This is a genomic window from Shouchella oshimensis (assembly GCF_002019765.1).
Lineage (GTDB): Bacteria > Bacillota > Bacilli > Bacillales > Bacillaceae_D > Shouchella > Shouchella oshimensis.
Window position 1 is genome coordinate 2,582,482 of record NZ_KV917380.1, and the last position, 24,786, is coordinate 2,607,267.

General features: G+C 39.2%; 27 protein-coding genes. 8 read left to right on the top strand and 19 right to left on the bottom strand.

Features of this window, described 5'->3' with window-relative positions; translation table 11 throughout:
• Positions 1-10: 10 nt before the first annotated feature.
• From grpE to gpr, 6 genes are all read right to left on the bottom strand, one after another.
• Positions 11-586, bottom strand: coding sequence for a nucleotide exchange factor GrpE (gene grpE / locus BK583_RS12965; RefSeq protein WP_038478868.1), 576 nt, complete (start codon positions 584-586; stop codon positions 11-13).
• A gap of 152 nt (positions 587-738) precedes the next feature.
• A complete protein-coding gene (gene hrcA, locus BK583_RS12970) occupies positions 739-1,761 on the bottom strand; it encodes a heat-inducible transcriptional repressor HrcA (RefSeq protein ID WP_055736040.1) in 1,023 nt (340 codons plus the stop codon).
• Between the two features lie 100 nt (positions 1,762-1,861).
• Positions 1,862-3,019, bottom strand: a complete 1,158-nt coding sequence (gene hemW / locus BK583_RS12975; protein ID WP_055736041.1) for a radical SAM family heme chaperone HemW — start codon at positions 3,017-3,019, stop codon at positions 1,862-1,864.
• Between the two features lie 54 nt (positions 3,020-3,073).
• The gene (gene lepA / locus BK583_RS12980; protein WP_055736042.1) at positions 3,074-4,897 is read right to left on the bottom strand and encodes a translation elongation factor 4; all 1,824 of its coding nucleotides are present in this window, start codon (positions 4,895-4,897) and stop codon (positions 3,074-3,076) included.
• A 92-nt stretch (positions 4,898-4,989) separates the two neighbouring features.
• Positions 4,990-5,337: a hypothetical protein gene (locus BK583_RS12985; protein ID WP_055736043.1), complete on the bottom strand. Its 348-nt coding sequence runs from the start codon at positions 5,335-5,337 to the stop codon at positions 4,990-4,992.
• A 181-nt stretch (positions 5,338-5,518) separates the two neighbouring features.
• A complete protein-coding gene (gpr, locus tag BK583_RS12990; RefSeq protein WP_055736044.1) occupies positions 5,519-6,634 on the bottom strand; it encodes a GPR endopeptidase in 1,116 nt (371 codons plus the stop codon).
• A 195-nt stretch (positions 6,635-6,829) separates the two neighbouring features.
• On the opposite strand from gpr, the gene rpsT reads away from it, so the two are divergent.
• A complete protein-coding gene (gene rpsT, locus BK583_RS12995) occupies positions 6,830-7,096 on the top strand; it encodes a 30S ribosomal protein S20 (RefSeq protein WP_038478851.1) in 267 nt (88 codons plus the stop codon).
• A 61-nt stretch (positions 7,097-7,157) separates the two neighbouring features.
• Here the strand turns inward: rpsT and holA are convergent, their stop codons facing one another.
• Positions 7,158-8,177: a DNA polymerase III subunit delta gene (gene holA, locus BK583_RS13000; protein WP_055736045.1), complete on the bottom strand. Its 1,020-nt coding sequence runs from the start codon at positions 8,175-8,177 to the stop codon at positions 7,158-7,160.
• Positions 8,178-8,466: 289 nt separating this feature from the next.
• Here holA and BK583_RS13005 point away from each other — a divergent pair, with 289 nt between their 5' ends.
• The gene (locus BK583_RS13005; RefSeq protein WP_035396374.1) at positions 8,467-8,601 is read left to right on the top strand and encodes a YqzM family protein; all 135 of its coding nucleotides are present in this window, start codon (positions 8,467-8,469) and stop codon (positions 8,599-8,601) included.
• 103 nt (positions 8,602-8,704) lie between these two features.
• Here BK583_RS13005 and BK583_RS13010 read toward each other — a convergent pair whose 3' ends face one another.
• The 3 genes from BK583_RS13010 to BK583_RS13020 form a co-directional block, all read right to left on the bottom strand.
• The gene (locus tag BK583_RS13010; protein ID WP_055736046.1) at positions 8,705-11,065 is read right to left on the bottom strand and encodes a DNA internalization-related competence protein ComEC/Rec2; all 2,361 of its coding nucleotides are present in this window, start codon (positions 11,063-11,065) and stop codon (positions 8,705-8,707) included.
• The gene (locus BK583_RS13015) at positions 11,019-11,594 is read right to left on the bottom strand and encodes a ComE operon protein 2 (protein WP_038478841.1); all 576 of its coding nucleotides are present in this window, start codon (positions 11,592-11,594) and stop codon (positions 11,019-11,021) included. Before BK583_RS13015 ends, BK583_RS13010 begins: the two co-directional genes overlap by 47 nt.
• 68 nt (positions 11,595-11,662) lie before the next feature.
• On the bottom strand, positions 11,663-12,283 hold the full coding sequence (locus BK583_RS13020; protein WP_055736047.1) for a helix-hairpin-helix domain-containing protein: 621 nt from the start codon (positions 12,281-12,283) through the stop codon (positions 11,663-11,665).
• A gap of 91 nt (positions 12,284-12,374) precedes the next feature.
• On the opposite strand from BK583_RS13020, the gene comER reads away from it, so the two are divergent.
• The gene (gene comER, locus BK583_RS13025) at positions 12,375-13,199 is read left to right on the top strand and encodes a late competence protein ComER (RefSeq protein WP_038478835.1); all 825 of its coding nucleotides are present in this window, start codon (positions 12,375-12,377) and stop codon (positions 13,197-13,199) included.
• 36 nt (positions 13,200-13,235) lie between these two features.
• On the opposite strand, the gene BK583_RS13030 is transcribed toward comER, so the two are convergent.
• From BK583_RS13030 to BK583_RS13070, 9 genes are read right to left on the bottom strand one after another with little or no spacing between them, the layout of a single operon-like run.
• Positions 13,236-13,994: a class I SAM-dependent DNA methyltransferase gene (locus tag BK583_RS13030; protein WP_055736048.1), complete on the bottom strand. Its 759-nt coding sequence runs from the start codon at positions 13,992-13,994 to the stop codon at positions 13,236-13,238.
• Positions 13,995-14,010: 16 nt separating this feature from the next.
• The gene (locus tag BK583_RS13035; RefSeq protein WP_055736049.1) at positions 14,011-14,865 is read right to left on the bottom strand and encodes a CvfB family protein; all 855 of its coding nucleotides are present in this window, start codon (positions 14,863-14,865) and stop codon (positions 14,011-14,013) included.
• A complete protein-coding gene (gene rsfS / locus BK583_RS13040; protein WP_038478826.1) occupies positions 14,862-15,212 on the bottom strand; it encodes a ribosome silencing factor in 351 nt (116 codons plus the stop codon). The genes BK583_RS13035 and rsfS overlap by 4 nt, the downstream gene beginning before the upstream one ends.
• A complete protein-coding gene (gene yqeK / locus BK583_RS13045; RefSeq protein WP_055736050.1) occupies positions 15,209-15,784 on the bottom strand; it encodes a bis(5'-nucleosyl)-tetraphosphatase (symmetrical) YqeK in 576 nt (191 codons plus the stop codon). The genes rsfS and yqeK overlap by 4 nt, the downstream gene beginning before the upstream one ends.
• Complete coding sequence (locus BK583_RS13050) at positions 15,720-16,343, bottom strand: nicotinate-nucleotide adenylyltransferase (protein ID WP_055736051.1); 624 nt, start codon at positions 16,341-16,343, stop codon at positions 15,720-15,722. The genes yqeK and BK583_RS13050 overlap by 65 nt, the downstream gene beginning before the upstream one ends.
• 16 nt (positions 16,344-16,359) lie before the next feature.
• Positions 16,360-16,653 carry a ribosome assembly RNA-binding protein YhbY gene (gene yhbY, locus BK583_RS13055; protein ID WP_038478817.1) on the bottom strand — a complete coding sequence of 98 codons (294 nt, stop codon included), beginning with the start codon at positions 16,651-16,653 and terminating at the stop codon, positions 16,360-16,362.
• 12 nt (positions 16,654-16,665) lie between these two features.
• A complete protein-coding gene (gene aroE / locus BK583_RS13060; RefSeq protein WP_055736052.1) occupies positions 16,666-17,490 on the bottom strand; it encodes a shikimate dehydrogenase in 825 nt (274 codons plus the stop codon).
• A 21-nt stretch (positions 17,491-17,511) separates the two neighbouring features.
• Positions 17,512-18,630: a ribosome biogenesis GTPase YqeH gene (yqeH, locus tag BK583_RS13065; protein WP_055736053.1), complete on the bottom strand. Its 1,119-nt coding sequence runs from the start codon at positions 18,628-18,630 to the stop codon at positions 17,512-17,514.
• Positions 18,623-19,138: a YqeG family HAD IIIA-type phosphatase gene (locus tag BK583_RS13070; RefSeq protein ID WP_055736075.1), complete on the bottom strand. Its 516-nt coding sequence runs from the start codon at positions 19,136-19,138 to the stop codon at positions 18,623-18,625. The genes yqeH and BK583_RS13070 overlap by 8 nt, the downstream gene beginning before the upstream one ends.
• A 378-nt stretch (positions 19,139-19,516) precedes the next feature.
• On the opposite strand from BK583_RS13070, the gene BK583_RS13075 reads away from it, so the two are divergent.
• From BK583_RS13075 to BK583_RS13095, 5 genes are all read left to right on the top strand, one after another.
• The gene (locus BK583_RS13075) at positions 19,517-19,657 is read left to right on the top strand and encodes a sporulation histidine kinase inhibitor Sda (protein WP_060705125.1); all 141 of its coding nucleotides are present in this window, start codon (positions 19,517-19,519) and stop codon (positions 19,655-19,657) included.
• A 468-nt stretch (positions 19,658-20,125) separates the two neighbouring features.
• Positions 20,126-22,537 (top strand): Na+/H+ antiporter subunit A, encoded by a 2,412-nt coding sequence (locus tag BK583_RS13080; RefSeq protein ID WP_055736054.1) that lies wholly within the window; start codon positions 20,126-20,128, stop codon positions 22,535-22,537.
• The gene (locus tag BK583_RS13085; RefSeq protein ID WP_055736055.1) at positions 22,534-22,968 is read left to right on the top strand and encodes an MnhB domain-containing protein; all 435 of its coding nucleotides are present in this window, start codon (positions 22,534-22,536) and stop codon (positions 22,966-22,968) included. The genes BK583_RS13080 and BK583_RS13085 overlap by 4 nt, the downstream gene beginning before the upstream one ends.
• Entirely contained in the window at positions 22,968-23,306 is a 339-nt protein-coding gene (locus tag BK583_RS13090) for a Na(+)/H(+) antiporter subunit C (RefSeq protein WP_055736056.1), read from the top strand. The genes BK583_RS13085 and BK583_RS13090 overlap by 1 nt, the downstream gene beginning before the upstream one ends.
• Positions 23,299-24,783, top strand: coding sequence for a Na+/H+ antiporter subunit D (locus tag BK583_RS13095; protein ID WP_055736057.1), 1,485 nt, complete (start codon positions 23,299-23,301; stop codon positions 24,781-24,783). Before BK583_RS13090 ends, BK583_RS13095 begins: the two co-directional genes overlap by 8 nt.
• Positions 24,784-24,786: the final 3 nt, after the last annotated feature.

Genomic DNA, 24,786 nt, shown 5'->3' on the forward strand with positions numbered 1-24,786 from the left:
CCTCCTAAGCCTATGAATTCACTTTAACCATTGAATGGCGAATGACACGATCTTTTAATTGATATCCTTTTTGTAGTTCAGCAACAATTTGATTACGTTCGTAACCCTCTTCTTCTACTTGCATCACTGCTTGGTGCAAATGAGGATCAAATGTTTCTCCCTCTGTCGGAATGACCGTTACACCTTCATTTTGAAGCGCGTCTTCAATTTGTCGGTATACCATTTCCATTCCTTGAAGAAGTTGTTTTGCTTCATCACTTTGCGGCTCTACAGCAAGGGCACGCTCAAAGTTATCGAGAGCTGGTAATAACTTCTCAATTAACGTTTGAGATTTATATTTAAGTTGAGCTTCACGCTCTTCTTTTGTTCTTCTTCTGAAGTTATCATAATCAGCTTTCGTTCGAGCGAGTCGATCATTTGCTTCTTTTAATTCTACTTCAAGAGGATGAACAACTTCAGCTTCTTGTTCTTCTTGAACATTCTCACTCTGTTCATCCATATGTTCTTCAGAATGATTGTCTTCTACTACTTCTTCAGTGCCATGTTCTTGTTTTTCTTCAGCTTCATTTTTGTTTTGCTCTGGCATCTTGTTCACCTCCTGCTAAAATCAATACTCATGTACATCTCTTGCTACCCTTCGTCAGGATATCAAAAAATGTTCACAAGACGCAATCATTGTTGCTCTTGCGTTTTTATGTATGTTAAGTAGCAGCTTATACCACTACTTAGACATGACGTTTAATGATCCGTTAGTAGCTTTGACATATTCTTTGATAATGAATCGACTACTTTTAACATGCGGCGATATTCCATGCGTGTCGGACCAATGACACCTAATGTGCCGACGTGCTGCCCATTTATCGCAAAGGATGCCGTGACGATACTACATTCATCAAGTGCCTTTAGCTGATTTTCATTTCCAATTGAAACATTTAATCCATTCACATGCTGTGTTTTCAACCAATCATAAAGCAATGTTTCTTCTTCAAGCGCTCGGTAAACCATTCTCATCTTTTCAATATCTTGAAACTCTGGCTGCTCCATTAAATTCGAGCGGCCCGAAAAGATCAGTTTTTCTGTAATAGCTGGTGAAAGTGTTGGTTCAAGCATACCTAATACTTGCTTATAATTTCTTACATGGGCTTTAAAAAGATGATTTAGTTCATGATGAATTTTCTGTTGCAACTGTGAGAATGCCACACCACGTAACCGCTCATTTAAGAGATTGACTGTTCGTTCTAAGTCTTCTGTCGTGACATGTTCATCTAATAGCACAATATGGTTTTCAATATGACCTGTTTCACTGATTAAAATAACGATGGCTTTCATTCCCTCAAGCGGAACGATTTGAATCTTTTGCAATCGCTCATTAGACAGCTCAGATCCTAAAACAATCGACACATAGCTTGTCATTTCTGATAAAATTCGTGCCGACTCTTGGAACACTTCTTCAATCGCTTGTATTTTCGCTGAGGCAATTGTGGACAGCCTCGAACGTTCAGCTACTGTTAATCGATGCGGAGATAGTAAATGGTCTACATAGTAACGATAGCCCTTTTGAGAAGGAACTCGTCCGGCAGAGCTATGCGGCTTATCAAGAAAACCAAGCTCTTCCAAGTCGGCCATTTCATTCCGTATCGTTGCTGAGCTGAATTGGACATCAGCACGCTTAGAGATGCTTCTAGAACCAACTGGCTCAGCGGAACGTACATAGTCGTCAACGATTGCATGCAAGATCAAGAGTTGTCTTTCAGTTAACATTCCTAGCACCTCCCTGTTAGCACTCTATGCTGTTGAGTGCTAATGCTATAGTTACACTATCAAAAGGCACCTCTTTTGTCAATTAAAAAACACGTTTTAACTATGAATAAAGCGTCTCATCAAGTGAAGCCACAAATAATTCAAATGCTTCATTCGCTAGCAATAACCCTTCTTCTGTTAACGCAAGCGCCGTTTCTCCATCTTTAAGCAGGCCTTTCTTTACACCTGAAGCAATCTCATATTTAAACAATTGATCCAAGTCAAACCCATAGCGCTCTTTAAAGTCTGCCTTTTTAATACCGGCTCGTTTTCTTAAACCAAGAAAGACAGCTTCCTCTAAATACTCTGCCGTTGAAACATCATGTCTGCGGTAGTGGGCAATGCCATTTTGATTGATAGCATCTATATATTTTTGAATTGGATTAATGTTTTGGTAGCGCACGCGTCCTTCGTAACCAGATGCACCAGCACCGAACCCTGCATATGACAAGTTGTTCCAGTAGACTAGATTGTGTTGGCTCTCATAGCCAGGCTTACCAAAATTGCTCAGCTCATACTGATAAAGACCGTGAGCTTTTGTCATTTCCGTTAATAGATCATACATCGCAACGTCATCTTCTTCTGGAGGCAAAGATAACGTCCCCTTCTTTTTACGGTTGTAAAACACCGTTTGTTTCTCGACTTTTAACATGTAAGCAGAAATGTGCTCTACATCTAGTTCAAGTGCTTTTTCTAGAGACTCTTTAAAATCTGCAACCGATTGATTCGGAAGCCCCAACATTAAATCAACAGAAAGATTAGTAAATCCACTTTCTCGTGCTTTTTGAATTGCCTCATGAACCCCTTCTGGAGAATGAGTTCGTCCGATTTCCGTTAAAATCGGTTGTGAAAATGTTTGAACGCCTAAGCTTAATCGGTTTACACCGAAACGTTTCATAACGTTAAGCCGGTCTGCTGTAGCACTATCGGGATTGACTTCGACAGACCATTCAATAAGCGCGCTTAAATTCAACTCTTTGTGCAGCGCTTGACATAACGTTTCTAGTTGTTTAGCCGTAAGTGCAGTTGGCGTTCCTCCACCAATATAAATCGTGCGAATCGGACGCTGTTCTCTAGCTTGTGGTGATAGCTGCACTTCTTTTATAAGTGCGTCAACATATGCATCGACAGGCTGGTTTTCTAGAAAGACTTTATTAAAATCACAGTAGTGACAAATATGTTCACAAAACGGAATATGGATATAAATCGAATCCCCCATACCTTTACCTCCTAATAAGAAAAAAGCCAACTGAAATAGCCGGCTTTTTCATTCTTAATCCTCGTCCATTCGTAATACTGCCATAAACGCTTCTTGAGGAACTTCAACGTTCCCGACAGCCTTCATACGTTTCTTTCCTTCTTTTTGCTTCTCTAGAAGCTTACGTTTACGGGAAATATCTCCACCGTAACATTTTGAAAGAACGTTTTTACGCATGGCTTTTATCGTCGAACGAGCAATGACTTTTGTGCCAATACTTGCTTGAACAGGAACTTCAAATTGCTGTCGTGGAATTAATTTTTTTAATTTCTCAACAATGATTTTTCCACGTTCATAAGCAGAATCGCGATGAACAATAACAGATAGTGCATCGACTTTTTCACCATTTAACAAAATATCCATTTTCACAAGCTTAGATGCTCGATAGCCGACAAGCTCATAGTCAAAGGATGCATAGCCTTTTGTATTAGACTTAAGCTGATCAAAAAAGTCATACACAATTTCTGAAAGTGGGATTTCATAAATGATCTGTACGCGTACTTCATCCAAGTACTGCATGTCCATAAACACACCGCGCTTATCTTGACAGAGTTCCATTACAGCGCCAACGTAATCATTTGGGACCATAATCGTTGCTTTTACATAAGGCTCTTCAACATGATCCACTTTTTGTGCGTCAGGCATGTTAGCTGGGTTATCAATTTTAACCGTTTCCTGATCCGTTAACGTTACATTATAAATAACAGATGGAGCTGTTGTAATTAGAGAGATACCAAACTCTCGTTCAATTCTTTCTTGTATAATCTCCATGTGTAGTAAGCCAAGAAATCCACAACGAAAGCCAAAGCCTAATGCTTGAGATGTTTCTGCCTCATATTGCAACGAGGAATCGTTTAGTTCCAAACGTTCTAGCGCTTCGCGAAGATCATTGTATTCTCCCGTATCGATTGGGTAAAGGCCGCAGTATACCATTGGGTTCATTCTACGATAACCTGGTAATGGCTCGTCAGCCGGTGTAACTGCACTTGTAATCGTGTCCCCTACACGGGAATCCCCTACATTTTTTATAGCTGCTGTTAAAAACCCAACATCTCCTACAGACAGTTCATCGCATTTTATCGCTTTCGGTGTAAACACACCTACTTCGTTGACTTCAAACTCTTTGCCTGTTTGCATCATGCGAATTTTTTGCCCTGGCTTAACCGTGCCTTCCACAATTCGAATGTAGGCAATAACACCTCGATATGGATCATAAAGAGAATCAAAAATAAGTGCTTTTAATGGAGCACTTGGATCTCCAGTCGGTGCCGGTACCTTTTCTACTACTTGCTCGAGAATTTCTTCAATACCGATTCCGTTTTTTGCAGATGCGAGCACAGCATCAGAAGCATCTAGCCCAATAACATCTTGAACTTCTTGCTTAACACGTTCCGGTTCTGCACTTGGCAAGTCGATTTTATTAATAACAGGAAGAATTTCTAAATCATTATCCAACGCTAAATACACATTGGCCAATGTTTGAGCTTCAATTCCTTGCGCGCTATCAACAATTAACAGAGCACCTTCACAAGCAGCTAAACTTCGTGAGACTTCATATGTAAAATCGACATGTCCTGGTGTATCAATTAAATGAAAGATATACTCTTCTCCGTCTTTCGCTTTATATTTCAACTGAACCGCATTTAGTTTAATTGTAATGCCACGTTCTCTTTCAAGATCCATTGCATCAAGCGTCTGGTCTTTCATTTCTCGGTCTGTTAATGCGCCGGTTCGTTCCAATATTCGATCAGCCAGCGTTGATTTACCGTGGTCAATGTGAGCAATAATCGAGAAATTACGAATTCTGGATTGACGCTCTAAATTTTGATCCTTTTTCATTCGTTTGCCTTCACCCCTAAAAAACCTGCATTTACACTATCCCTTATTATAACAAGGTTAAGGCACACCAGCAATAAAAGCTTTTGATTGATCTACCTATCGTCTTTATTAACGCTTCCTTGTACAATAGAAGCCACTTTCTCCAACCCTGACCGTGTTGCACCTTCTGTTTGGTCTGCTAACGTCGAACCTAAGTCTGAGAATAAATTTGATAATCCTTTTTCTTCTCGATCCGTTGTCAAAGGTTTCTTTTCAACCACTACTTCTTGCGCTGGAGACACTGGCTGAAGCTGGTTCTCTTCTTCCTTTTCTATTAATTCTATGTTTAATGGCTTTGGTTCATTTAACCCTGCATACTCACTCATTAACTGCACACCCATCATCAAGCCAAATAAAATACTAAAAAATAATAAGAAAAATCGACGTTTCGCAGTTTTCATGTCGCTCATCCTCTCTAGCCCGATTCAAACAGCCTGTCCATTTGTATACTGTATGCGAGAAGAATAGGATCAGAACAAATCCTTTTCATTTGGCAAATTAAAAACCTGTTTAAAGAGGCAGCTTGGTTACTTTTAAAAAAGGAGCTATACTCAAAATCATTGAGACAGCTCCTCTCACGTCTTATTTTGTGTACGCTCCGACATTTTCTTGGTTCACTTTTCCATGTAGAGCTGCATTCAATCCCCCAGCAACCACGTGAGCCATATCTTCTATAAAAACGTCTATTTCTTTAGGTGTGACCATCAAATTATGCCCGAGAGGAGCAAGTACTTCTTGAATAAGTCTGCGCTTCTCTTCCATTTCCAATCCTCCTACCATACCTAAAATAGCTTTTCGACCAGTTTCATCGGGTAGGTCTTCATCTGTTAGTGTCCGCTTCTCTCCAAACGTCATACCAGCAGGTGCTAATCGTCTTGATGGCTTATCTCCTTCACGCATTTCTTTGCCCATATGCTTAAGAACAAAATCAATGGCATCAGAAGTAATGGTCACTGCATCAACAACAGTCGGTATGCCGATGGCGATAACTGGAATACCAAGTGTTTCTTGATTCATTGCTTTTCGATTATTTCCTACACCGCTACCTGGGTGTATGCCTGTATCCGCTATTTGAATCGTTGTGTTGACCCGTTCAATGGATCGTGAAGCGAGTGCATCAATGACGATTAAAAAGTCTGGTTTTGTTTTTTCAATAACACCAAAGACAACATCACTTGTCTCAATACCAGTTACACCCATAACGCCTGGGGTAATGGCACTAACTGAGCGATATCCATCTTGAACTTCTTCTGGTGCAAGTTTAAATAAATGCTTTGTGACTAGAATCTCTTCTACCGCAAGGGGTCCCAGAGCATCAGGTGTCACATTCCAATTTCCCAGTCCAACAATTAAGCATGTAGCGTCTTCGTGAATTGAGGAGCGTTTTAAGAAAGCAGAGAACTCGTTCGCAAACACTCGTTCAAGGTCTGCCTGTAATTCGGTATCTTTTTGCCTTATACCTTGAGCTTCAAAGGTTAAATAGTTCCCAGCTTGTTTCCCTAAGCGTTCTGCACCCTTTGCACCAATTTTCACTTTTGTTACTTTCACATTCGCTATTGTTTCTTCTACTACTAGCACATCATCAACTTTAGTCGGCTCTTTCACATTTTGATTAACTTGTTCCTCCACAACCATTTCATGTGCTTCAAGTGCAAGATCTGTACGAATCGCATACGGTTCCATGTTTAAATTTCCCATTTTATCGCTTCTCCTTCGTCAATGTCATGCCTTTAATATGACCGAGTCAAAAAGAAAACATTCAGAAGATAGAAGACTTCAACACTTTGTATTGCATTCGTGGAGTATGTTTGATAAAATGCAGAGTGTTGTACTGCTGAAACAGTGATCTAGAGAGGCCTTCGCATAGGCCATTTTATGACGGAGGTGAAATAAATGCCAAACATCAAATCTGCTATTAAACGTGTTAAAACAAACGATAAACGTCGCGTGCAAAACGCAGCGCAAAAATCTGCTTTACGTTCTGCAGTTAAGAACTTTGAAACTGCTGCTTCTAACGGTAATGCAGAAGAAGCAAAAACTGCTTTTGCTGAAGCAACGAAGAAGATTGATAAAGCCGCAACAAAAGGACTTATCCATAAAAACGCTGCAGCTCGTCAAAAATCTCGTCTTGCAAAAAAATTAAACAGCTTGTCTGCATAAGACTTACTGTTTATAAAACAATAAAAACGACTCACCAATTGGTGAGTCGTTTTTATTATGGTCACATACTCAATGAAATAAGAAGTAGTTCAACTGCTCGCTCCTTTACATCTCTACCTGTTTTTATAGCGTAATCTGTATCTGCACACGCGATTAACGCTCGACGTAAGTAAGGTTTTGAATAACGCTTCGTTTGCTGAAGAGCAAGCTGAACAACATATGGGTGCAACTTTAATTGACTAGCTATTTCTTTTTGTCCATAGCCTTTTTCTTGTCTAATCTTCACATAAAGTAAATTACGGAATTGTCTCGTTAACAAGGCGAGAATCGCGAGTGGCTCTTCTTTTTGACGCAATAATTTATGATAGACAAGCAACGCACGCTCGGTTTTCCCTAATGCAACACTCTCAACCACGGAAAAGATGCTCTCCTCTACTGTTTCTGCGACTAGCTCTTTCACATCTTGCTCCACTATATGTTTTCTATCTGCTGTATAAAGCATGCATTTCTCCAATTCCTTCTCCAGCAACATTAAATTGGAGCCCACTCTTGAAAACAGAAGTTGTGATGCCCGCTGATCAATATGAAACCCATTTTCATTTAGAGAATTTGCAATCCACTGCTTCACTTGCTCTTCATTTAACGGGTTAGACTCTACCGTTGTAACTTCTTTTTTTAATCGTTTCGTTAGCTTTTTCCGCTCATCAATTTTCTCATACGGGGCTATAATAAGAAGAACCGTCGAATCGGCTGGCGATGCTAAATACTCTTCTAACGCTTGTACATCATGCTCAACTTTTGCTTTCACTTTTTGACTAGATACTAAATGAAAATCATTCACAACAACGAGTTTATGGGTTGAAAAAAAAGGTATTGTTGCTGCTTCCTCGACAATTTCTTGAATAGGTGTGTCCATTAATTGAAAGCGAATATCGTTCATTGATTCATCTTCTTCAGTAAACAATAACTGATGAACTTTATCAACAAACTCATTTATTAAAAACGTTTCAACGCCATAAAGAAAATAGACTCTTTGTAGCGTATCACGCTTTAACTGTTTTATTGTTGTTAAAATCGTCATATGTATAACTCCAATCTCATGCTCATCCACTCTAGTTTAGTCACTTTTTAGCAAATGAGCAAGGGAGAGATATCCTCTCCCCCCTATCTATAATGAACGCTTCTAACGAAGACCCTAGGACTTCCCGTTAAAAGCGGGCGACCTTTATTTCTTACTTTCACCATATGCAATGAATGATTGTTCGGTGCTGATATCCGCTTTATTTTGTAAAACGTTGGGCTAACCACGATCGTACCTTTTCATTTACTTTAAAATCACGTATACTTACTTCGTAGAGGAGGTGCAAGAAATGAATAAATTTGAAAAAGACGTACAAGACAAAGCAAATGACATTGTCCCTTCTGTTGTTGGTTTTGTTGCCTCTTTTGGATTTTTTGCATTAATTTTTGTCATCGCTAATATTGTGGACGTGGCCACACACTAACCACCCACAGAAAAAACAGCTCCTTTTATTTGACTAAAAAGAAAACGTTTCCGCATGGATGGTTCCATTGAACCTTCGTACATAAGAAACCTGCTTAGTCTGTCTATTCGGGAGCTGTTTTTTCATTTGCGTGCGGCACACTTTTATGAATGGAGATGCCATCGCTTCTAATAGAAAGTTCGACTGATCCGTGGATATTTGTTTGATAGACATGAATATCTCGTGTATGCAGTCGCTCTAGTACTTCTGGATGGGGATGACCAAATCGATTGTTCACTCCTGCTGATACGAGTGCGATGTTAGGTTTAAGCTGATCAAGTAACGATTCTTGAGTTGATGTCCGACTACCATGATGACCAGCTTTTAAGATGTCTACTTTTAAATTAGGAAAGTCCTTAAGTAAATGATTCTCACCCTCTTCTTCTAAATCGCCGGTAAATAAAATAGATTGTTTGTGAAAGGAACCATAAAGCACTATGGACTGATCATTTCCACTCCATATTCGATCACTCGATGGATGAAGAACATAAAATTGATTCGAAATCATATCCCCCGCTTTAACTAAAACCATTTTTTCGTCATCTACTTGTTCAAATAATTCGACTTCAATTTCTTTTTCGAGTTCTCCTTCTGGATAATATACGTATTCAACATGTACATTCTCCAAAATCCCTTTAGCCCCACCTATATGATCAAAATCACCGTGAGTTAAAATGAGACCTGTTAGTGATTTAATCCCTTTTGCCTTTAAATAAGGCACAACAATGTCCTTTCCTGTGTCAAAAGTTTTTTTCCTCTGTTCCCAATCCTCTGTGGCAAACGTCATAACGCCACCAGTATCAATAAGATAGACTTCTTTTCGATTTGGTGTTTCAATGAGAAAACTATCTCCTTGCCCTACGTCAAGCATAGTAATAACTGCGTTTCCATTGAATTTTGGTAACTGGGCTGGCACCGTTAAAGCAACGCAAAATAAACCGATCGCAACCCACGTCCAGTAAGACTGCTTTTCCCATAGAAGTGCAATGGCTACTAGAAAGCCATATAGTACCATCATTTGAACTATCGTTGGCCGACCTATCACCCACATATATACATTATTGCCTAGCTCAACGACCCATTTGTGTATCCATACCATTAAGGTTTCTGATGCCATTACAAGGGGATCAATTGGAATGATAGGAAGCTCACTTATAAATACGAGAAAAAAACTGTAAGGGAGTAAAACGATGGAAATAAATGGAATGTAGACAAGATTAATCAGTAAACTAAGGGGTGACCATTGAAAGAAATGATAGGCGATTAAAGGCAACCCGACTAATTGGGCAATTGTTGTCACACAAAAAAGTCGCTTTCCATAAGAATGGTACCGGTCCATAATTGGCTTTTGCATGAGAAGGAGTGTAAATGAAACAAGGAAGGATAGTTGAAAACCTAATTGAAATAGCGCATACGGTTGGACGAGCAAATAAAGAAGGAAAATGGCTGAAAATCCATAAAAAGGATGAATAGGTACACGAAGAAGCACGAGGAAAAAGTAAATCATCGTCATAATTGCTGCTCGGATTACAGGGGGTGATGCACCAGTAAGAATAATAAAAACAGGAAGAAACGCAAGCAAACTAATAAAAACAACTTCTCTTGGAATACCAATTCGTATTAAAAGATAAAAAATTGACCCTGTCAGTATGCCCACATGCAGACCCGATATAGCCAGTAAATGAATAACACCGAGCTTCGAATAAGCCTCTATGACATCAGGAGCTAGATAGCGACGCTCTCCAAATGTTAAAGCAAGTACAATGCCACTCAATGACGGTGGTAGTTGCTCCTGTAGCCGTTGTGTTGCGTTATGTCTATACTTTTGCACTTTTGTAACAAAAGACTGCAAATCAATTGATTTGCATGAAATGGTAGCCAGCTGGGTAACGCGAAATAGCATATGTATATGCTGATAATACAAATACTGACGATAGTCAAATCCATAGCGATTTCTTGCAACTGTGGGTTGCGTTAGATCCCCCTTAGCTTGACAGATGTTCCCTACACTCATGTCTGGACGATAGAGCTCTACCTCTTCCTTAGCGTAGCCCATTAGCAACAAGGTTTCTCCGTCAGTTGTTTTAATCGTTGTTGTTAACTGACTGCCGTTTATATAGGGCGCTTCTTTCACATAAAAAGTAAGGGATGTCGGTCCTGGTTTTAAAGAGGAAGCATTACGGTCGTCAATAAAAGATGTCGAGCAAAGGTACAGGCTAAAAGGTAAAAGAAAAAAGAGAGGAGCTGCTCTTTCCCCTTTACTAAACGAATAAGAGGAAAGAACAAGAGCGATGAGTAAAAAAATTAAAGCGAGAGTAGATTCTAGTTGAACAACAAATAAAATAGCGGAGATAGCAGATAAAAAGGAGATAAATGCTTTATTCACTTGCTTTTGAAAAATACAATGTTTTTGTTTTTGTAACAAATTCTTCTAACCGATCACTTGATATCCCAAGCTCTTCTACTTCTTGTAGTAATTCAGTTGTTAATGAGAGCTTATCGTGAAACAGTGTATCAAATACAGTTGGATCTAGCTCTACTTCTATACACTCAATTCCTGCTTCTGCAAACAATTGCTCTGCATAAGGCTGGTTTTTGTAATCATTGGCATAATGCACTTTGGAAATACCTGCTTGTATTAATGACTTTGCGCAATGCACACACGGAAAGTGGGTAATATAAATTTCCGCACCTTTTGTTGGCACACCAAACTTAGCACACTGTAATAATGCATTTACTTCTGCGTGAACGGTTCTTATGCAATGTCCGTCAACGACATAACACCCTTGATCTAAGCAGTGATCAGACCCTGTTACAGAGCCATTATAGCCACCTGCAATAATACGCTTTTCTCTAACAATTGTCGCGCCTACTTTCAGTCTCGGGCACGTACTTCGTAATGAAAGCAATTGGCTTTGTGACATAAAATATAAATCCCACGAAATTCGTTCCATGTTTGTACTCCTTTTCTCTTACATATATAAGAGTGTAAAATGAATAAAAGAAAGCGTCAAATGGTGTATTAGTTCACTTCTATAAAATCTTTTAAAGAATCAAAAGATTTTTCACCTATTCCACTGACATTTTTCAAATCGTCAATGGTTTGATAGGGGCCGTGTTCTTCTCGATGGGAAACAATTGACGCAGCTTTTGCAGGACCAATCCCAGTTAGCCCTTGTAGTTCTTCAATCGTTGCTGTATTTAAATTGACTTTTTCAGACTCTCCCTCCCCTTCTTCTTTCCAATGCTGTTCTATCTCAACAGGTGCCTCTCCCATTTCCGGAACGTAAATTACTTGCTCATCTAGAAGTTTAAGAGCTAGATTAACATGAATTTCTTCAGCATCCTCTGTAAAACCTCCAGCTCTCTTTATAGCATCGTCAATTCGATCTCCTTCAGTAAACGTATAAACCCCAGGTAGCTTCACAGCACCTTTCACATCAACCATTAACACAAGCGGCACGTCATCTATTAATTCATCCTCTAAGTCCATTGTTTTAAAGGGGTCTGTCTCAAAAGCATCTTCGCCGTTCGCTATTGTATCGCTTCGATTAAAAAGAAAGAAGATAAGCATCATAACGACTCCAACAATGATCACAATCGGTAGATACTGTTGTTTTACATAATGCAACAGGCTCTTCACCTTTTAACCCTCCTCTACTAATTTGTATGAATGTTAACCAAGCATGGGCGCATAACATGAGTAAAGCTACGTCTTAAAGGAGGTAATTCGGATGAAGATTGGCTTTATTGGAACAGGAAGTATGGGCAGTATGCTCATTGATACGTTACTTGAAGCGAAGACAATAAAAGAAGAAGACATTGTTATTACGAATCGGACAATTGAAAAAGCAATAAAGATAAAAGAAACCTACCCAGCTATTCATATTGCTTCTAATATTGAAGAGTTAACTCGACAGTGTAAATGGATTTTCGTTTGTGTAAAACCAAAGGATATTCCGGGTTTAACACCAACAGTCGCTCCTTATTTAGTAAGTGAACATGTAGTAATCTCTATAACGAGCCCAGTATCCATTCACCATTTAGAAGAGCTTTTCCCTTGTAAAGTAGCCCGTATTATCCCGAGCATTTTAAACCGAGCTCAGTCCGGTTCTACCCTTGTTAGTTTTAGTTCTCGTTGCACGAGTGCTGATGAAGAAGCGATCATTTCCTTTGTCTCATCCATATCGCGACCTTTGTTTATTGATGAGGATGTTACCCGAGTTTCTTCTGATATTGTAAGTTGTGGGCCTGCATTTTTTGCATTTATGGCGCAGCGATTTATTGAAGGAGCTGTATCAGAGACGCCATTAGGTGAAAAAGAAGCAACAGAATTAACGACATCCATGTTAATTGGTTTAGGGAAATTGTTACAAGAGGGGTATTACACACTTCCAACATTACAAGAACGAGTATGTGTTCCAGGAGGTATTACAGGGGTCGGCATTGCTCATTTAGATCAATTATTAGGAGAGGGATTTGGATCATTGTTTCGTTTAACTGAAGAAAAATATGCAACGGAGAAGAAAAAGCTAGCGCAGGAATTTCAGTTAAAATAAGTTAGGTTTTCCTAACTTATTTTAACTTTTTCGCTATTAATTGCTCATTTCCTGCTTTTTCTGGGCAGAAAAGAAAATTCTTTCTGTTTGATCATGAAGCTCGAACTGATTAAAATCACCTGTTATACGAATATCTGTAAAACCCGCTTCTTTCAACCACTTTGTATACGTAGCTACGTCAAACGTTCGCTCTTTATGAAGCTCTTCGACGCGCTCATATAGACCATTCTCCGTCTCAATAAAAAATGTAAGTTCATGCTCTACACTTAGTGGTTCTTCCCCAGCAAATGAGTGCCACATATAGGCAATACCATCTTGTTCGTCTGCAAATGTAGCCTGATAAAACTGCTGTATTTTAAAAGGGGAATGAACATCAAAAAGTAAAATGCCGTTTTTGTGTAAGGCATTGTAACAACGTGAAAAAACACGCTTTACATCTTCTTCTTTTTCAAGATAGTTTAACGAATCACAAAAAATGGTTATTGCATCATAATTTTCAGGAAGAGAAAATTGACTCATATCCTCTTGAAAAAGTTGCGGCTGAATGTGAGCAGCTTGTAATTTTTGATGTGCTATCGCTAGCATATCCTCCGAGATGTCTAGCCCAGTTGTAACGAAACCAGCTTGATGCATACGGAGCATAAGCTCACCTGTTCCACAGCCAACATCAAGCACTTTTGATATTTGAACCTTTCTTTCTTTAAAAACGTTTTCCATATAAATTAACCACTGGTCATACTCTACGTGAGCCATTAAATGATCATAGATGTGCGCGAAATGTATATAAGGTTTCATGCAATCAATCTTCCGTTCATTTTACTTTATGGGTAAATCCATCTTTTTGCTCAATAAGCTTTTGTTTCATAAGCTTCCCAAGAGCTCGTTTAAACGCTGCTTTACTCATTCCTACCGCACGCTCAATATCTTCTGGTGCTGATTTGTCCGTTAAGGGCATCGCTTGATTACGTCGACTCTCTAGATACATTAACACTTTTTTCGCATCAATGTCTTGCTGATCGGTTCGCTTTAAACGCTGAGTAATATTAATGCGTCCATCTTCGCGTACAAAGTGGACACGTCCTTTAATCAGTTGTCCAAGCCTCGGTATGCCATCGGCTTCATCTTGATGTAAGAAAGCAATTGGACCGTCTTCTACATAAATGGCTGCGCCTTCGTCTAAAAAGTGGTACACAATACCTGACACTTCACGATTGAGCCAAGACTGATCCGCCGGTACGGCTTTATCGGTTATTGGTGCACCTTTAACGAGTCGTCCCATGAGACGCCCTTTTTTATCCCATGTAAGGGAGCAGCATAAACGGTCTCCTTTTTCTGGCCATTCGCTTCGATCTTGTGGAAATTCATCCATAGAGATAAATAAATCTCGTGAAATGCCGTTATAAACAAACACACCATGTGTGGGCCGCACCTGCACGACCTCTAACCAGTCAATCTCGTCATCTTTAATGATAGGTGTCTTCATGGTTGCACTTAAACGATTTTGGTGATCGTGATATAAGAAAACGTTCAAAGAATCATCAATCGCTATCGCTTCTGTCACATCATTTTTATGCAGCAACACATCTTCATTTCCGTCTGAGAGGAAATAGCCAAAAGAAGCCTCTCTTACTACGGTAAGAGTTGCGGACTCTCCAGGTCTCATCATTGGCTAATAACCTCTTGCAATGGGACAGACGGCGCGTCACCCCATAGCTTTTCTAAATTATAATAGACACGTTCCTCTTTGTGGAAAATATGGACGACCACATCTCCTATATCCAGCAAGACCCAACGCGCTTGATCATAACCTTCTAGTCGTTTAATTTCTAAGCCCTCTTCTTGAAATACTTTTTTCAATTCATGAGCAATGGCTTGTACTTGTTTTTCTGAATTACCGTGACAAATCACAAAGTAATCTGCAATGGGAGAGATTCCCTTCATGTTAAGAGCCGTGATGTTATGCCCTCGTTTATCGTCTATTGTATGAACAGCTAATTTTAAAAATGAATTCAATCTTTGTGTTCCCCTTTCAATGTGTAGTAATTATATGCTTCAACAGTATATGGGTGAATAGGTGACCTTTTTGAGAGTAAATACTGAATTGTATTTGTTAAACTAAAAAGACAAGCAGTATCAAGACTAACGGTTGCGTACTTCCGAGCTTGGTCTACGCCAACAAATGAACGATTCGGTTCAATATAATCGGCTACAAAAACAACTTGCTCCAACGGACTCATAGCCGCCCTACCTGTTGTATGAGAGCGGATGGCTTGAAGAACCTCGTTATCTTTTATACCAAGTTCTTTTTCCACATACATTGCACCATATGGAGCGTGAAGAAGCTCACTTCCACACGCCGCCCAATGGTTTTCTCCTACAGTAGCTAATCCTTGCTTCATTTCATCGGTATCAAAGTATTTACAAAGATCATGAACAATGGCTGCTAACTCTGCTTTTTTTTCGTCAACATAATAATGCTTTGCCAGGCGAATGGCTGTATCACGTACACCAACTGTATGTTTAAAACGTTTCTCTGGTAAATGACGACGAACGATGTTCCATGCTTCTGTTAGTGTTACCGTCATATAATGATTGCTCCTCTATAAATTTCCTAACTAACTCAGGCACAAAATAGCGTATTGGCATTTTAGCCCTAACCCGTTCGCGAATAAACGATGACGAAATATCGATTTGTGGAAACGGGATGCGTATGACTTCTGTGGCATCATCAATATGCGAACCTGGTCGGTCAAACGCCGCAAATGTCACCATATTCTTTAGCTCGCTAATGTTATACCAATGATCTAATTGTTCCACCATATCAGCACCAATAAGAAAATAAAAGTGGGCTTGCGGATATAACTCTCGTAACTCACGCACAGTAACATACGTATACGATTTCCCTTTACGTTCTATTTCTAAATCAAGCACTTTAAATGCAGGATGCCCGTTTACAGCAGCTTTCGTTAATGCCAGTCGGTCTGCACCGGATGTTAATTCTGTTCGAACTTTATGAGGTGGGCTTGAAACAGGAATAAACCACACTTCGTCTAGGCCTAACTGAAGTTGTGCTTCTTGAGCAATTAATAAATGCCCATGGTGCGGAGGATCAAACGTTCCACCAAACAACCCAATTCTTCGCATCCGCTTACCTCCACGTTTAATTTGGTAATTGCAGCTTAGGATTGTTTACCGATTTTTTGTATAGAATGATCGTACTACCAATCACTTGAACGACGTGCGCTTCTGTACCTTCCACCATTTCTGCTGTGATCGTTTCTTTATCTTCCATACAGTTTTGTAAAATCGATACTTTAATAAGCTCTCTTACTTCAAGTGCTTCATTTATTTGCGTAATCATATTTTCATTTACACCCGCTTTTCCAACCTGAAAAATCGGCTGGATGGGATGAGATTTGCTTCTCAAAAATCGTTTCTGCTTATTTGTTAACATGAGCTTCCTCCATTAATTCCTTACTTCTCTTACCAGTGTTTCTTCCATCAACTTGCGATTTGGTTTCTTTCCAGTCCAAATTTCAATAGCCAAAGCTGCTTGATTTACGAGCATACCTACGCCGTTCAGTGTAGCGTTGCCTCGATTTTTTGCCTCTTTTAATAAGATCGTTTCTAGCGGATTATAAATAAGATCACAAACAAGGGTTGAGCTCGCCAATCGGTCAAGCTTTATAGGCGATTTATTTGTAAAGGACGACATCCCTACAGAAGTCGTATTAATCACAATATCAAATTGATTCAATATCATTTCCGCTGCTTCAATCGTAAGGTGAGTTACGTCAAACGGGTACATTCCTGCCAACTCTTCTGCTTTACTTATTGTTCGGTTCACGATGGTTAACACGGCTCCATCTTTACCAAGTGTATGCACAATCGCTCTTGCCGCTCCACCAGCACCAATGACAAGTATGCGTTGTTGCCTAACAGTTTTTATGTGCAATCGTTCTAGTAACGACTCTTTAAAGCCCTGAGCATCAGTATTGTAGCCGATCACTTGATTGCCTACTTTTTTTATCGTATTAACCGCACCAATGGCATTTGCGTCTTCATCAATAGCGTCTAAAAATGGCATTACTGTCACTTTATGAGGGATGGTCACGTTTAAGCCATCAATCTCCCCTGTTCGTACTAACTCAATGACGCCTTCAACTTGCTCAGTCGCCGTTTCCAAGAGATCATAGTGCCCATGGAGTTGCAAGTCATGATAAGCAGCTGCATGAATACTTGGGCTTAGGCTGTGACTTAGTGGCTGTCCAATTAACGCAAATTTCTTCACTTAAACCCCTCCTAAACCCGGTTACGCTAAAATCGATGTACGGTGAGAAATGGCAACCTCTTTTGGCGCATGTGCATTTACAGTTACCCCTGCACCTTTAATCGTAATCCAACCAAGACCAGAAAAAACAATATCCACTGAGCCATCCTTTAATTTAAATGTTTGGCTTTTGAAATCAAACACAGCTTGTTCATCTTCAGAGGTTGGTGGCTGAAGAAGCTCCCCAATATGATTTTGATAAAGCTGATCCGCTTTTTCCAATTTTGTTCTATGAATCGTTAAGCGATTGGATACATAAACAATAAAGGATGTTGGCTCACCTTTAATAAAGTCTAACCTTGCTAAACCACCTATAAAAAGGGTTTGACCAGAATTTAATTGATAGACCATAGGTTTAATTTCTTTTGTTGGGGTCACAAGCTTTAAGCTCTTATCACTCAAATAATGAGAAAGTTGATGACGATTAATAATTCCCGGCGTATCATAAAGCGATTGCTGTTCATCTAGTGGAATTTGAATCATATTCAACGTTGTGCCTGGAAAATGTGAAGTTGTAATGAGCGGGTCCTTTTCATCACCATGTCGTTTTAAAAGCTGGTTGATAAAGGAAGACTTCCCAACGTTTGCACTTCCAACAATGTAAACATCTTTACCTTTTCTCATTTCCTCAATAATAGAAATGGTTTCATCTAATCCTTCCCCAGTGACGGTACTAATAATTGTACTGTTGGCAGGCTTTAAACCTTGTTGACTCGCTTCACGCATGAGCCAGTGCTGGAGTTTATTCCGGTTTAACGATTTAGGCAACAAATCAATTTTGTTTGCTACAAGAAGTAGCGTATTATTTCCTATTAGTCGCTTTATGCTCGATATCCAGCTACCATATAAGTCAACAACATCAACAATCTTTACAATTAATGCGTCTTTATGACTTAACGTATGAATTAAGTCTAGAAATTCTTGGTCTGAAATACCACTCGGCTGAATTTCATTATAGTGCGTTAACCGAAAACACCTCTTGCATACAACATGTTCTCTTGTTAGGGCAGAAGCTGGAGCATAGCCAATTTTTTTCGGTTCACTTGTTTGTATTTGGACACCACACCCTGAACAAAAGTAGTGTTCTTCATTCTTACTCATCCCTTTTCGTATCCTCCCATTTCACTAGCCCTCGTTTTTTCAATTTCCTTAAGACAAAGCGTTCCATTTTTCGATTTGCTTTCGTCATCCAATCATCTGTTTGTGTAACGGGCACAACTAAAATAGTGTGTATACCAGCTCGGTTTCCTCCAAGGACATCAGTAAATATTTGATCTCCTATTACTACCGTCTCTTCTGGCTTTACTTGCATACGCTCACATGCTTGTCGAAATGCTTTCCTTCTTGGTTTTTTAGCACTATGAATAAAAACTCGCTTCTCAGGATCACAGAATGCACGAACTCGTTTCTCATTATTATTGGAGACGATGGTTACTTTTAAGCCATACTCATCTAAATGTTTAAACCAATCTTGTACTTCAGGCGTTGCCTCCGCACGATGCCATTCAACAAGTGTATTGTCTAAGTCTGTTATCACAGCTTTTATTCCTTTAGTTTTTAAACTTGTAAAATCAATCTCATATATACTCTTCACATATTGATCAGGCATTAGGCGATCAAACACATGTGCACCTCATTTCTTTCAATCAAAAAACTTGTAGTCAAACATCAACTATACCTGCTACACTCATATATTTCAAATAAAACCTTGACCTTTGTCGAGGCATTCTGGAAATCGGTAAAATTTTTCGACAAAAACCCACAAATAGCAAACCTGTGGATAACGTTATACACGTTATAAACATTAGTACATTAGCGTTGTCCAACCTTAACCCACAATTAACCCACAAGTTATACACGGTCGAATGTGGATAAAACGAACGGTTGTTCTACAACAAGGAACGTGGTAGGATACAAGAAATCAAACAATTACGGTCGTATGTATGTTTGTACAGGAGGTGAACCTGCTCAAAAGCAGGCAGTGAAAATGGAACAGTTGTCAGATGAGCTTTTAATTGAAACCTATCGAAAAGCACTTGATTTAAATTTAAACCAAGATTTCATTGACTTAATTTACAAGGAATTGTACAAGCGTTCACTCCATGATCGGGTAAAATTAACTTCTTAAGTATTTGACATCCCTACGACCAGTCTTAAAAATAGCTACACAAAAAGGAAGCATCTACCTCGCTTCCTCTTTTTCTAACGGAGCCTTTTCTGGAACAAGTTTAATATATTGACGAGGTGCAAATAGCTCATCGTTTTGTTGGAGCAATTGTAAACCTTCTCGATCCGTCACAGTCTTTGAATAAAGATCGTTTTCTTCACATACATACCAACTTATACTAAACATGCTAATTAATATAGCCGCTGATACATAAACTTTAGTTCGCGTGCGAATAATAAAACGCCTCCTTTGTTATAAAGGTGGCGTTTTTTATCACATCTTATACATTTTTTTCATTATTTTTGTTGTGTCTCATCCTATTTAATACGAAATTCACGTTTGCAAAAAGTCAAGTAAAAAAATGTGCAACTTTAATTTTTTTACGCTATAATGGCGGAGATTCATGTTAGTAAATAAAGGAGGTTAAGCATGTCAAGCCTGCATCTTGCGATCTTGCTGCCATTTATTGCAGCCATTGTCATTCCATTTATCTATCCGCTAACAAAACGTTTACACACTGGCTGGATTACCATTCTCGTACCAGCAGCATTATTTTTGTATTTCGTTTTTCGATTAGGAGATACAGCTAATGGCGGTTACATAGTAGAGGAAATGGCTTGGGTTCCATCTTTAGACATTAACTTCGATGCATATCTAGATGGGCTAGGCCTATTGTTTGCCTTGTTAATTACAGGTATTGGCGTTTTAGTTGTTCTTTACTCGATATTTTACCTTGATAAAACAAAAGAACAGCTTGCGAATTTCTACGTTTACCTTTTAATGTTTATGGGTGCGATGCTCGGTATCGTGTTATCCGATAACCTTATCGTACTGTATATTTTCTGGGAAATAACGAGTTTGTCGTCTGCATTACTTATCAGCTATTGGTTCACAAACAAAGGATCCATTTTTGGTGCTAGAAAGTCCATGCTTGTCACTGTTTTCGGTGGATTTGCAATGATGGCTGGTTTTATTCTTCTTTATTTAGAAACCGGCACCTTTAGTATTCAAGCACTAATCGATCAACGTGATCTTATTATGGCTAGTCCATACTTTATCCCAGCAATGATTTTAGTCTTATTAGGAGCATTTACAAAGTCAGCTCAATTTCCATTTCACTTTTGGTTACCAGATGCAATGGAAGCACCTACCCCTGTCAGTGCTTATCTTCATTCAGCTACGATGGTAAAAGCAGGAATTTACTTAGTTGCAAGAATGACACCTATTTTTGCGGGTGCAGCTGAATGGTTTTGGATCATCGTTGTTACTGGTCTTATGACACTTATTTGGGGATCTGTTTCGGCAGTTCGACAAAAAGACCTAAAAGGGATTCTTGCGTTTTCAACCATTAGCCAATTAGGCTTACTCATGGTTTTACTTGGGCTCGGCTCAGCAGCCTTCACTGGTGAAACGATTGATGAAAATCTTGTTTATTCAGCAGCAATTATGACTGCGATTATTCACTTATTTAATCATGCCACCTTTAAAGGTAGTTTATTTATGGCGGTTGGTATCATTGACCATGAAACCGGCACAAGACATATTCAAAAATTAGGTGGTCTAATGGCCATTATGCCTGTGACATTTACTATCTCCTTAATTGGACTTGCCTCTATGGCTGGAATTCCCCCTTTTAACGGTTTTATTAGTAAAGAAATGTTCTTTACAGAGCTTCTACACATTTCGTCAATGAATGTCGCTGGTGTCGAAACTTGGGGCGTTGTCGTACTAGCAGTTGCCTGGATTGCCAGCGTATTTACGTTTTTATATTGTGCCATTTTGTTCTTTAAAACGTTTTTTGGTACTTTTAATAAAGAAAATTTCTCGAAAGAAGTGCATGAAGCTCCGCTTGGCATGCTGATTAGTCCTGTTATTTTAGTAGGACTCGTTATCATTTTAGGATTATTTCCTAACTTACTCGTCCCTACAGTCATTGAACCTGCAGTTGCAAGTATCCTGCCTCATTTGCCTGCTGAAGAACTAACCATTAACTTGAGCTTATGGCACGGATTAAATACAGAATTACTTATGTCGTTAGGTGTCATTGGATTCGGAACAACACTCTACATGACCTACCCAAAATGGAAAAACCTTTGGCTTATGCAACATGACCGCGACCCTTTCAATTCAGTTTATGACAAAAGTCTCAATGGGTTATCTACCAGCTCTGAATGGATAACGAATGTTCAAATGACAGGTCGATTAAAAGATTATTTCACATACATGCTTTTATTTATAGTCAGTTTGTTAACATACAGCTTCATTCGTTCTGATAGCTTTACTCTCTCATTTGCACAAACAGAAGAAGCACCGTTGTTTTTGTACGGAATCGTCTTCTTAACAATTCTAAGTACAATTGCCCTTTTATTTATGAAAGAGCGCATACCACTCATTATTACTGTAGGCGTTGTTGGCTTCTTAATAGCCTTACTTTTCGCAGTCTTTAGTGCACAAGATTTAGCAATCACTCAACTATTAATCGAAACCGTTACTGTTGTACTCTTGCTATTAGCATTCAGACATTTACCCGAGATGGTACAAGAAACAGGTTCAAGAGTAAGAAAATCTCTACACATTGCTCTTTCAGTTAGTGTGGGGCTGTTGGTTTTCTTAATTGGAACAGCATCGTTTGCCCTTCGAAATGATGCAAATTTCACTCCTATCTCAGAATTCTTTATCGAGAATTCGTATTCGTTAGCTGGTGGAAAGAACATGGTTAATGTGATTTTAGTTGACTTTCGTGGACTCGATACGATTTTAGAAGTTCTTGTCCTTGCAATCGTTGCTTTAGCAATCTTGATGATGGTCAAACTTCGATTTAAAGGAGGCGAAGACGTGTGAAGTATTCAAAATCCCATGACGTCATGCAACGGGTTCTCATTACGATTACGATTTACTTTCTCGTTGCTTTTTCCTTTTACCTGTTCTTCGCAGGCCACAATAATCCAGGTGGTGGCTTTATAGGTGGGCTAATGACTGCAAGTGCGTTTATATTGATCTACCTTATTTTTGATCGAAATGTGGCGAACCGGATTATTCGTTTTTCATTCCCTGGTATTTTAGCAACCGGTTTGTTCGTATCCCTTTTTGTTGGTCTCATTGGTCCGGTTTTCGGTGATGAACTGTTTACTCAGTATTTCGATTACTTCCACTTACCATTCTTTGGCGAAGTTGAGTTAACAACAGCTGTCCCGTTTGATTTTGGTATTTATCTAGTTGTTGTTGGGATGGCGATGGCAGCTACAGTAACAATTGCGGAGGATGAATCATAATGGAAATCTTAATGTTTATTGCCATAGGCGTTCTTTTTGCAGTTGGGACTTACTTTATTCTGTGCAGAAGTTTATTAAAAGTTATTATTGGCATTTTGCTTATCTCACATGGTGCACACATGTTGCTTCTAACAATGGCAGGCTTGAGACAAGGGGTACCTCCTCTCGTTGATCTTTCCGGTAGCGAGGCAACAGACCCTTTGCCACAAGCCATGATCTTAACAGCAATTGTCATTAGCTTTGGAATTACAGCATTCCTTGTTGTTCTCGCCTACCGAACCTATCGTGTTAACAAAACAGAAGACTTGGATAAGTTAAGGGGTTCTGACGATGAATAATATAATCATGTTGCCAATTATTATCCCATTTTTTATGGGAACGTTGTTAATTTTATTTGCAAAAAAACATCTCACTCAGCGAATTCTTAGCTCATTAACAGCAGTTGGATTAATGACCGTTTCAATTTATATTGCTTGGCTTGTTTATAAAGAAGGTCCTCTTTCAATTGGGCTTGGAGGATGGGAAGCTCCTTTTGGAATTGCCATTGTTGCCGATAACCTGGCGGCATTTATGGTTGTTTTAACTAGTATCGTTAGTGCCACCTGTCTCTTTTTCGCTTTTACGACCATTGATAAAAGGCGGGAACGCTATTACTTTTATCCATTGTTTTTTTATTTAGTAACTGGTGTAAACGGCGCTTTTTTAACTGGGGATTTGTTTAACCTCTTTGTCTTTTTTGAAGTGATGTTGCTTGCATCCTATGCCTTAATGGTTACAGGAAGTACAAAATTCCAGCTTAGAGAAACTTTTAAATACGCTGTTATTAACGCATTCTCTTCCATGTTATTCCTAGTAGCCATCGCATACATTTACGGTATTTTAGGAACGGTTAACTTCGCCCACATGGCAGAACGAGTTGCTGAAGTAGAACAAACAGGGATCTTACAAGTTGTAGCCATTTTACTTTTTCTTGTATTTGCTACAAAAGGTGCCTTGTTCCCACTGTATTTTTGGCTCCCACATTCTTATGTCGGTCCTCCAACAGCAGTTACCGCTTTATTCGGTGGTTTACTAACCAAAGTGGGCGTTTACTGCATCATTCGTATGTATACTCTCGTATTTACATTTGACATTAGCTTCACCCACCAGACGATAATGCTTGTACTTGGTGGTTTAACGATGCTACTCGGTGTTCTTGGTGCAGTTGCACAATTTAATTATAAGCGTATTTTATCTTTTCACATCATTAGCCAGATTGGCTACATGATCATGGGTATTGGCTTGAATACTGCACTTGCCTTAGCTGGAGCTATTTATTTCCTTGCTCATAACATGATTGTTAAGACCGGTTTAATTCTAATGTCTGGCGCAACTGAGAAAATTACTGGGACAACTGACTTAAAAAAGATGGGCGGATTACTCAAGACGCATCCAGCATTAGCATGGTCATTTCTGATTCTCGGCTTGTCTATCGCTGGAATTCCACCATTGAGTGGTTTCTTTGGAAAATTCCCATTAATTGTTGCTGCAGCCGAGGAATCAAGCTACTTCTTAGTTTTTCTTTCTCTATTTGTTGGGATGCTCACCTTGTTTTCAATGATTAAAATCTTTATGAACGTATATTGGGGAGCGCCTCAACATACGAAAGAGCAAGCAAAGTTTTCTATTACACCAACACTATTAGCGGCATCACCCTTAGTTGTTTTAACAATTATTCTCGGTCTGTTCGCGGAACCATTTTTCGCTTATACAGAAGTCATTGCGGAAGATCTTCTTAATCCATCCGTTTATATTCAATCTGTTCTGAAGGAGTAGGTA

Bases quoted from the DNA above. Each gene is read 5' to 3' on its own strand.
- grpE (WP_038478868.1), bottom strand. From the start codon at position 586: ATGCCAGAGCAAAACAAAAATGAAGCTGAAGAAAAACAAGAACATGGC.
- hrcA (WP_055736040.1), bottom strand. From the start codon at position 1,761: ATGTTAACTGAAAGACAACTCTTGATCTTGCATGCAATCGTTGACGAC.
- hemW (WP_055736041.1), bottom strand. From the start codon at position 3,019: ATGGGGGATTCGATTTATATCCATATTCCGTTTTGTGAACATATTTGT.
- lepA (WP_055736042.1), bottom strand. From the start codon at position 4,897: ATGAAAAAGGATCAAAATTTAGAGCGTCAATCCAGAATTCGTAATTTC.
- BK583_RS12985 (WP_055736043.1), bottom strand. From the start codon at position 5,337: ATGAAAACTGCGAAACGTCGATTTTTCTTATTATTTTTTAGTATTTTA.
- gpr (WP_055736044.1), bottom strand. From the start codon at position 6,634: ATGGGAAATTTAAACATGGAACCGTATGCGATTCGTACAGATCTTGCA.
- rpsT (WP_038478851.1), top strand. From the start codon at position 6,830: ATGCCAAACATCAAATCTGCTATTAAACGTGTTAAAACAAACGATAAA.
- holA (WP_055736045.1), bottom strand. From the start codon at position 8,177: ATGACGATTTTAACAACAATAAAACAGTTAAAGCGTGATACGCTACAA.
- BK583_RS13005 (WP_035396374.1), top strand. From the start codon at position 8,467: ATGAATAAATTTGAAAAAGACGTACAAGACAAAGCAAATGACATTGTC.
- BK583_RS13015 (WP_038478841.1), bottom strand. From the start codon at position 11,594: ATGGAACGAATTTCGTGGGATTTATATTTTATGTCACAAAGCCAATTG.
- comER (WP_038478835.1), top strand. From the start codon at position 12,375: ATGAAGATTGGCTTTATTGGAACAGGAAGTATGGGCAGTATGCTCATT.
- BK583_RS13030 (WP_055736048.1), bottom strand. From the start codon at position 13,994: ATGAAACCTTATATACATTTCGCGCACATCTATGATCATTTAATGGCT.
- BK583_RS13035 (WP_055736049.1), bottom strand. From the start codon at position 14,865: ATGATGAGACCTGGAGAGTCCGCAACTCTTACCGTAGTAAGAGAGGCT.
- yqeK (WP_055736050.1), bottom strand. From the start codon at position 15,784: ATGACGGTAACACTAACAGAAGCATGGAACATCGTTCGTCGTCATTTA.
- BK583_RS13050 (WP_055736051.1), bottom strand. From the start codon at position 16,343: ATGCGAAGAATTGGGTTGTTTGGTGGAACGTTTGATCCTCCGCACCAT.
- yhbY (WP_038478817.1), bottom strand. From the start codon at position 16,653: ATGTTAACAAATAAGCAGAAACGATTTTTGAGAAGCAAATCTCATCCC.
- yqeH (WP_055736053.1), bottom strand. From the start codon at position 18,630: ATGAGTAAGAATGAAGAACACTACTTTTGTTCAGGGTGTGGTGTCCAA.
- BK583_RS13070 (WP_055736075.1), bottom strand. From the start codon at position 19,138: ATGCCTGATCAATATGTGAAGAGTATATATGAGATTGATTTTACAAGT.
- BK583_RS13075 (WP_060705125.1), top strand. From the start codon at position 19,517: ATGGAACAGTTGTCAGATGAGCTTTTAATTGAAACCTATCGAAAAGCA.
- BK583_RS13080 (WP_055736054.1), top strand. From the start codon at position 20,126: ATGTCAAGCCTGCATCTTGCGATCTTGCTGCCATTTATTGCAGCCATT.
- BK583_RS13090 (WP_055736056.1), top strand. From the start codon at position 22,968: ATGGAAATCTTAATGTTTATTGCCATAGGCGTTCTTTTTGCAGTTGGG.
- BK583_RS13095 (WP_055736057.1), top strand. From the start codon at position 23,299: ATGAATAATATAATCATGTTGCCAATTATTATCCCATTTTTTATGGGA.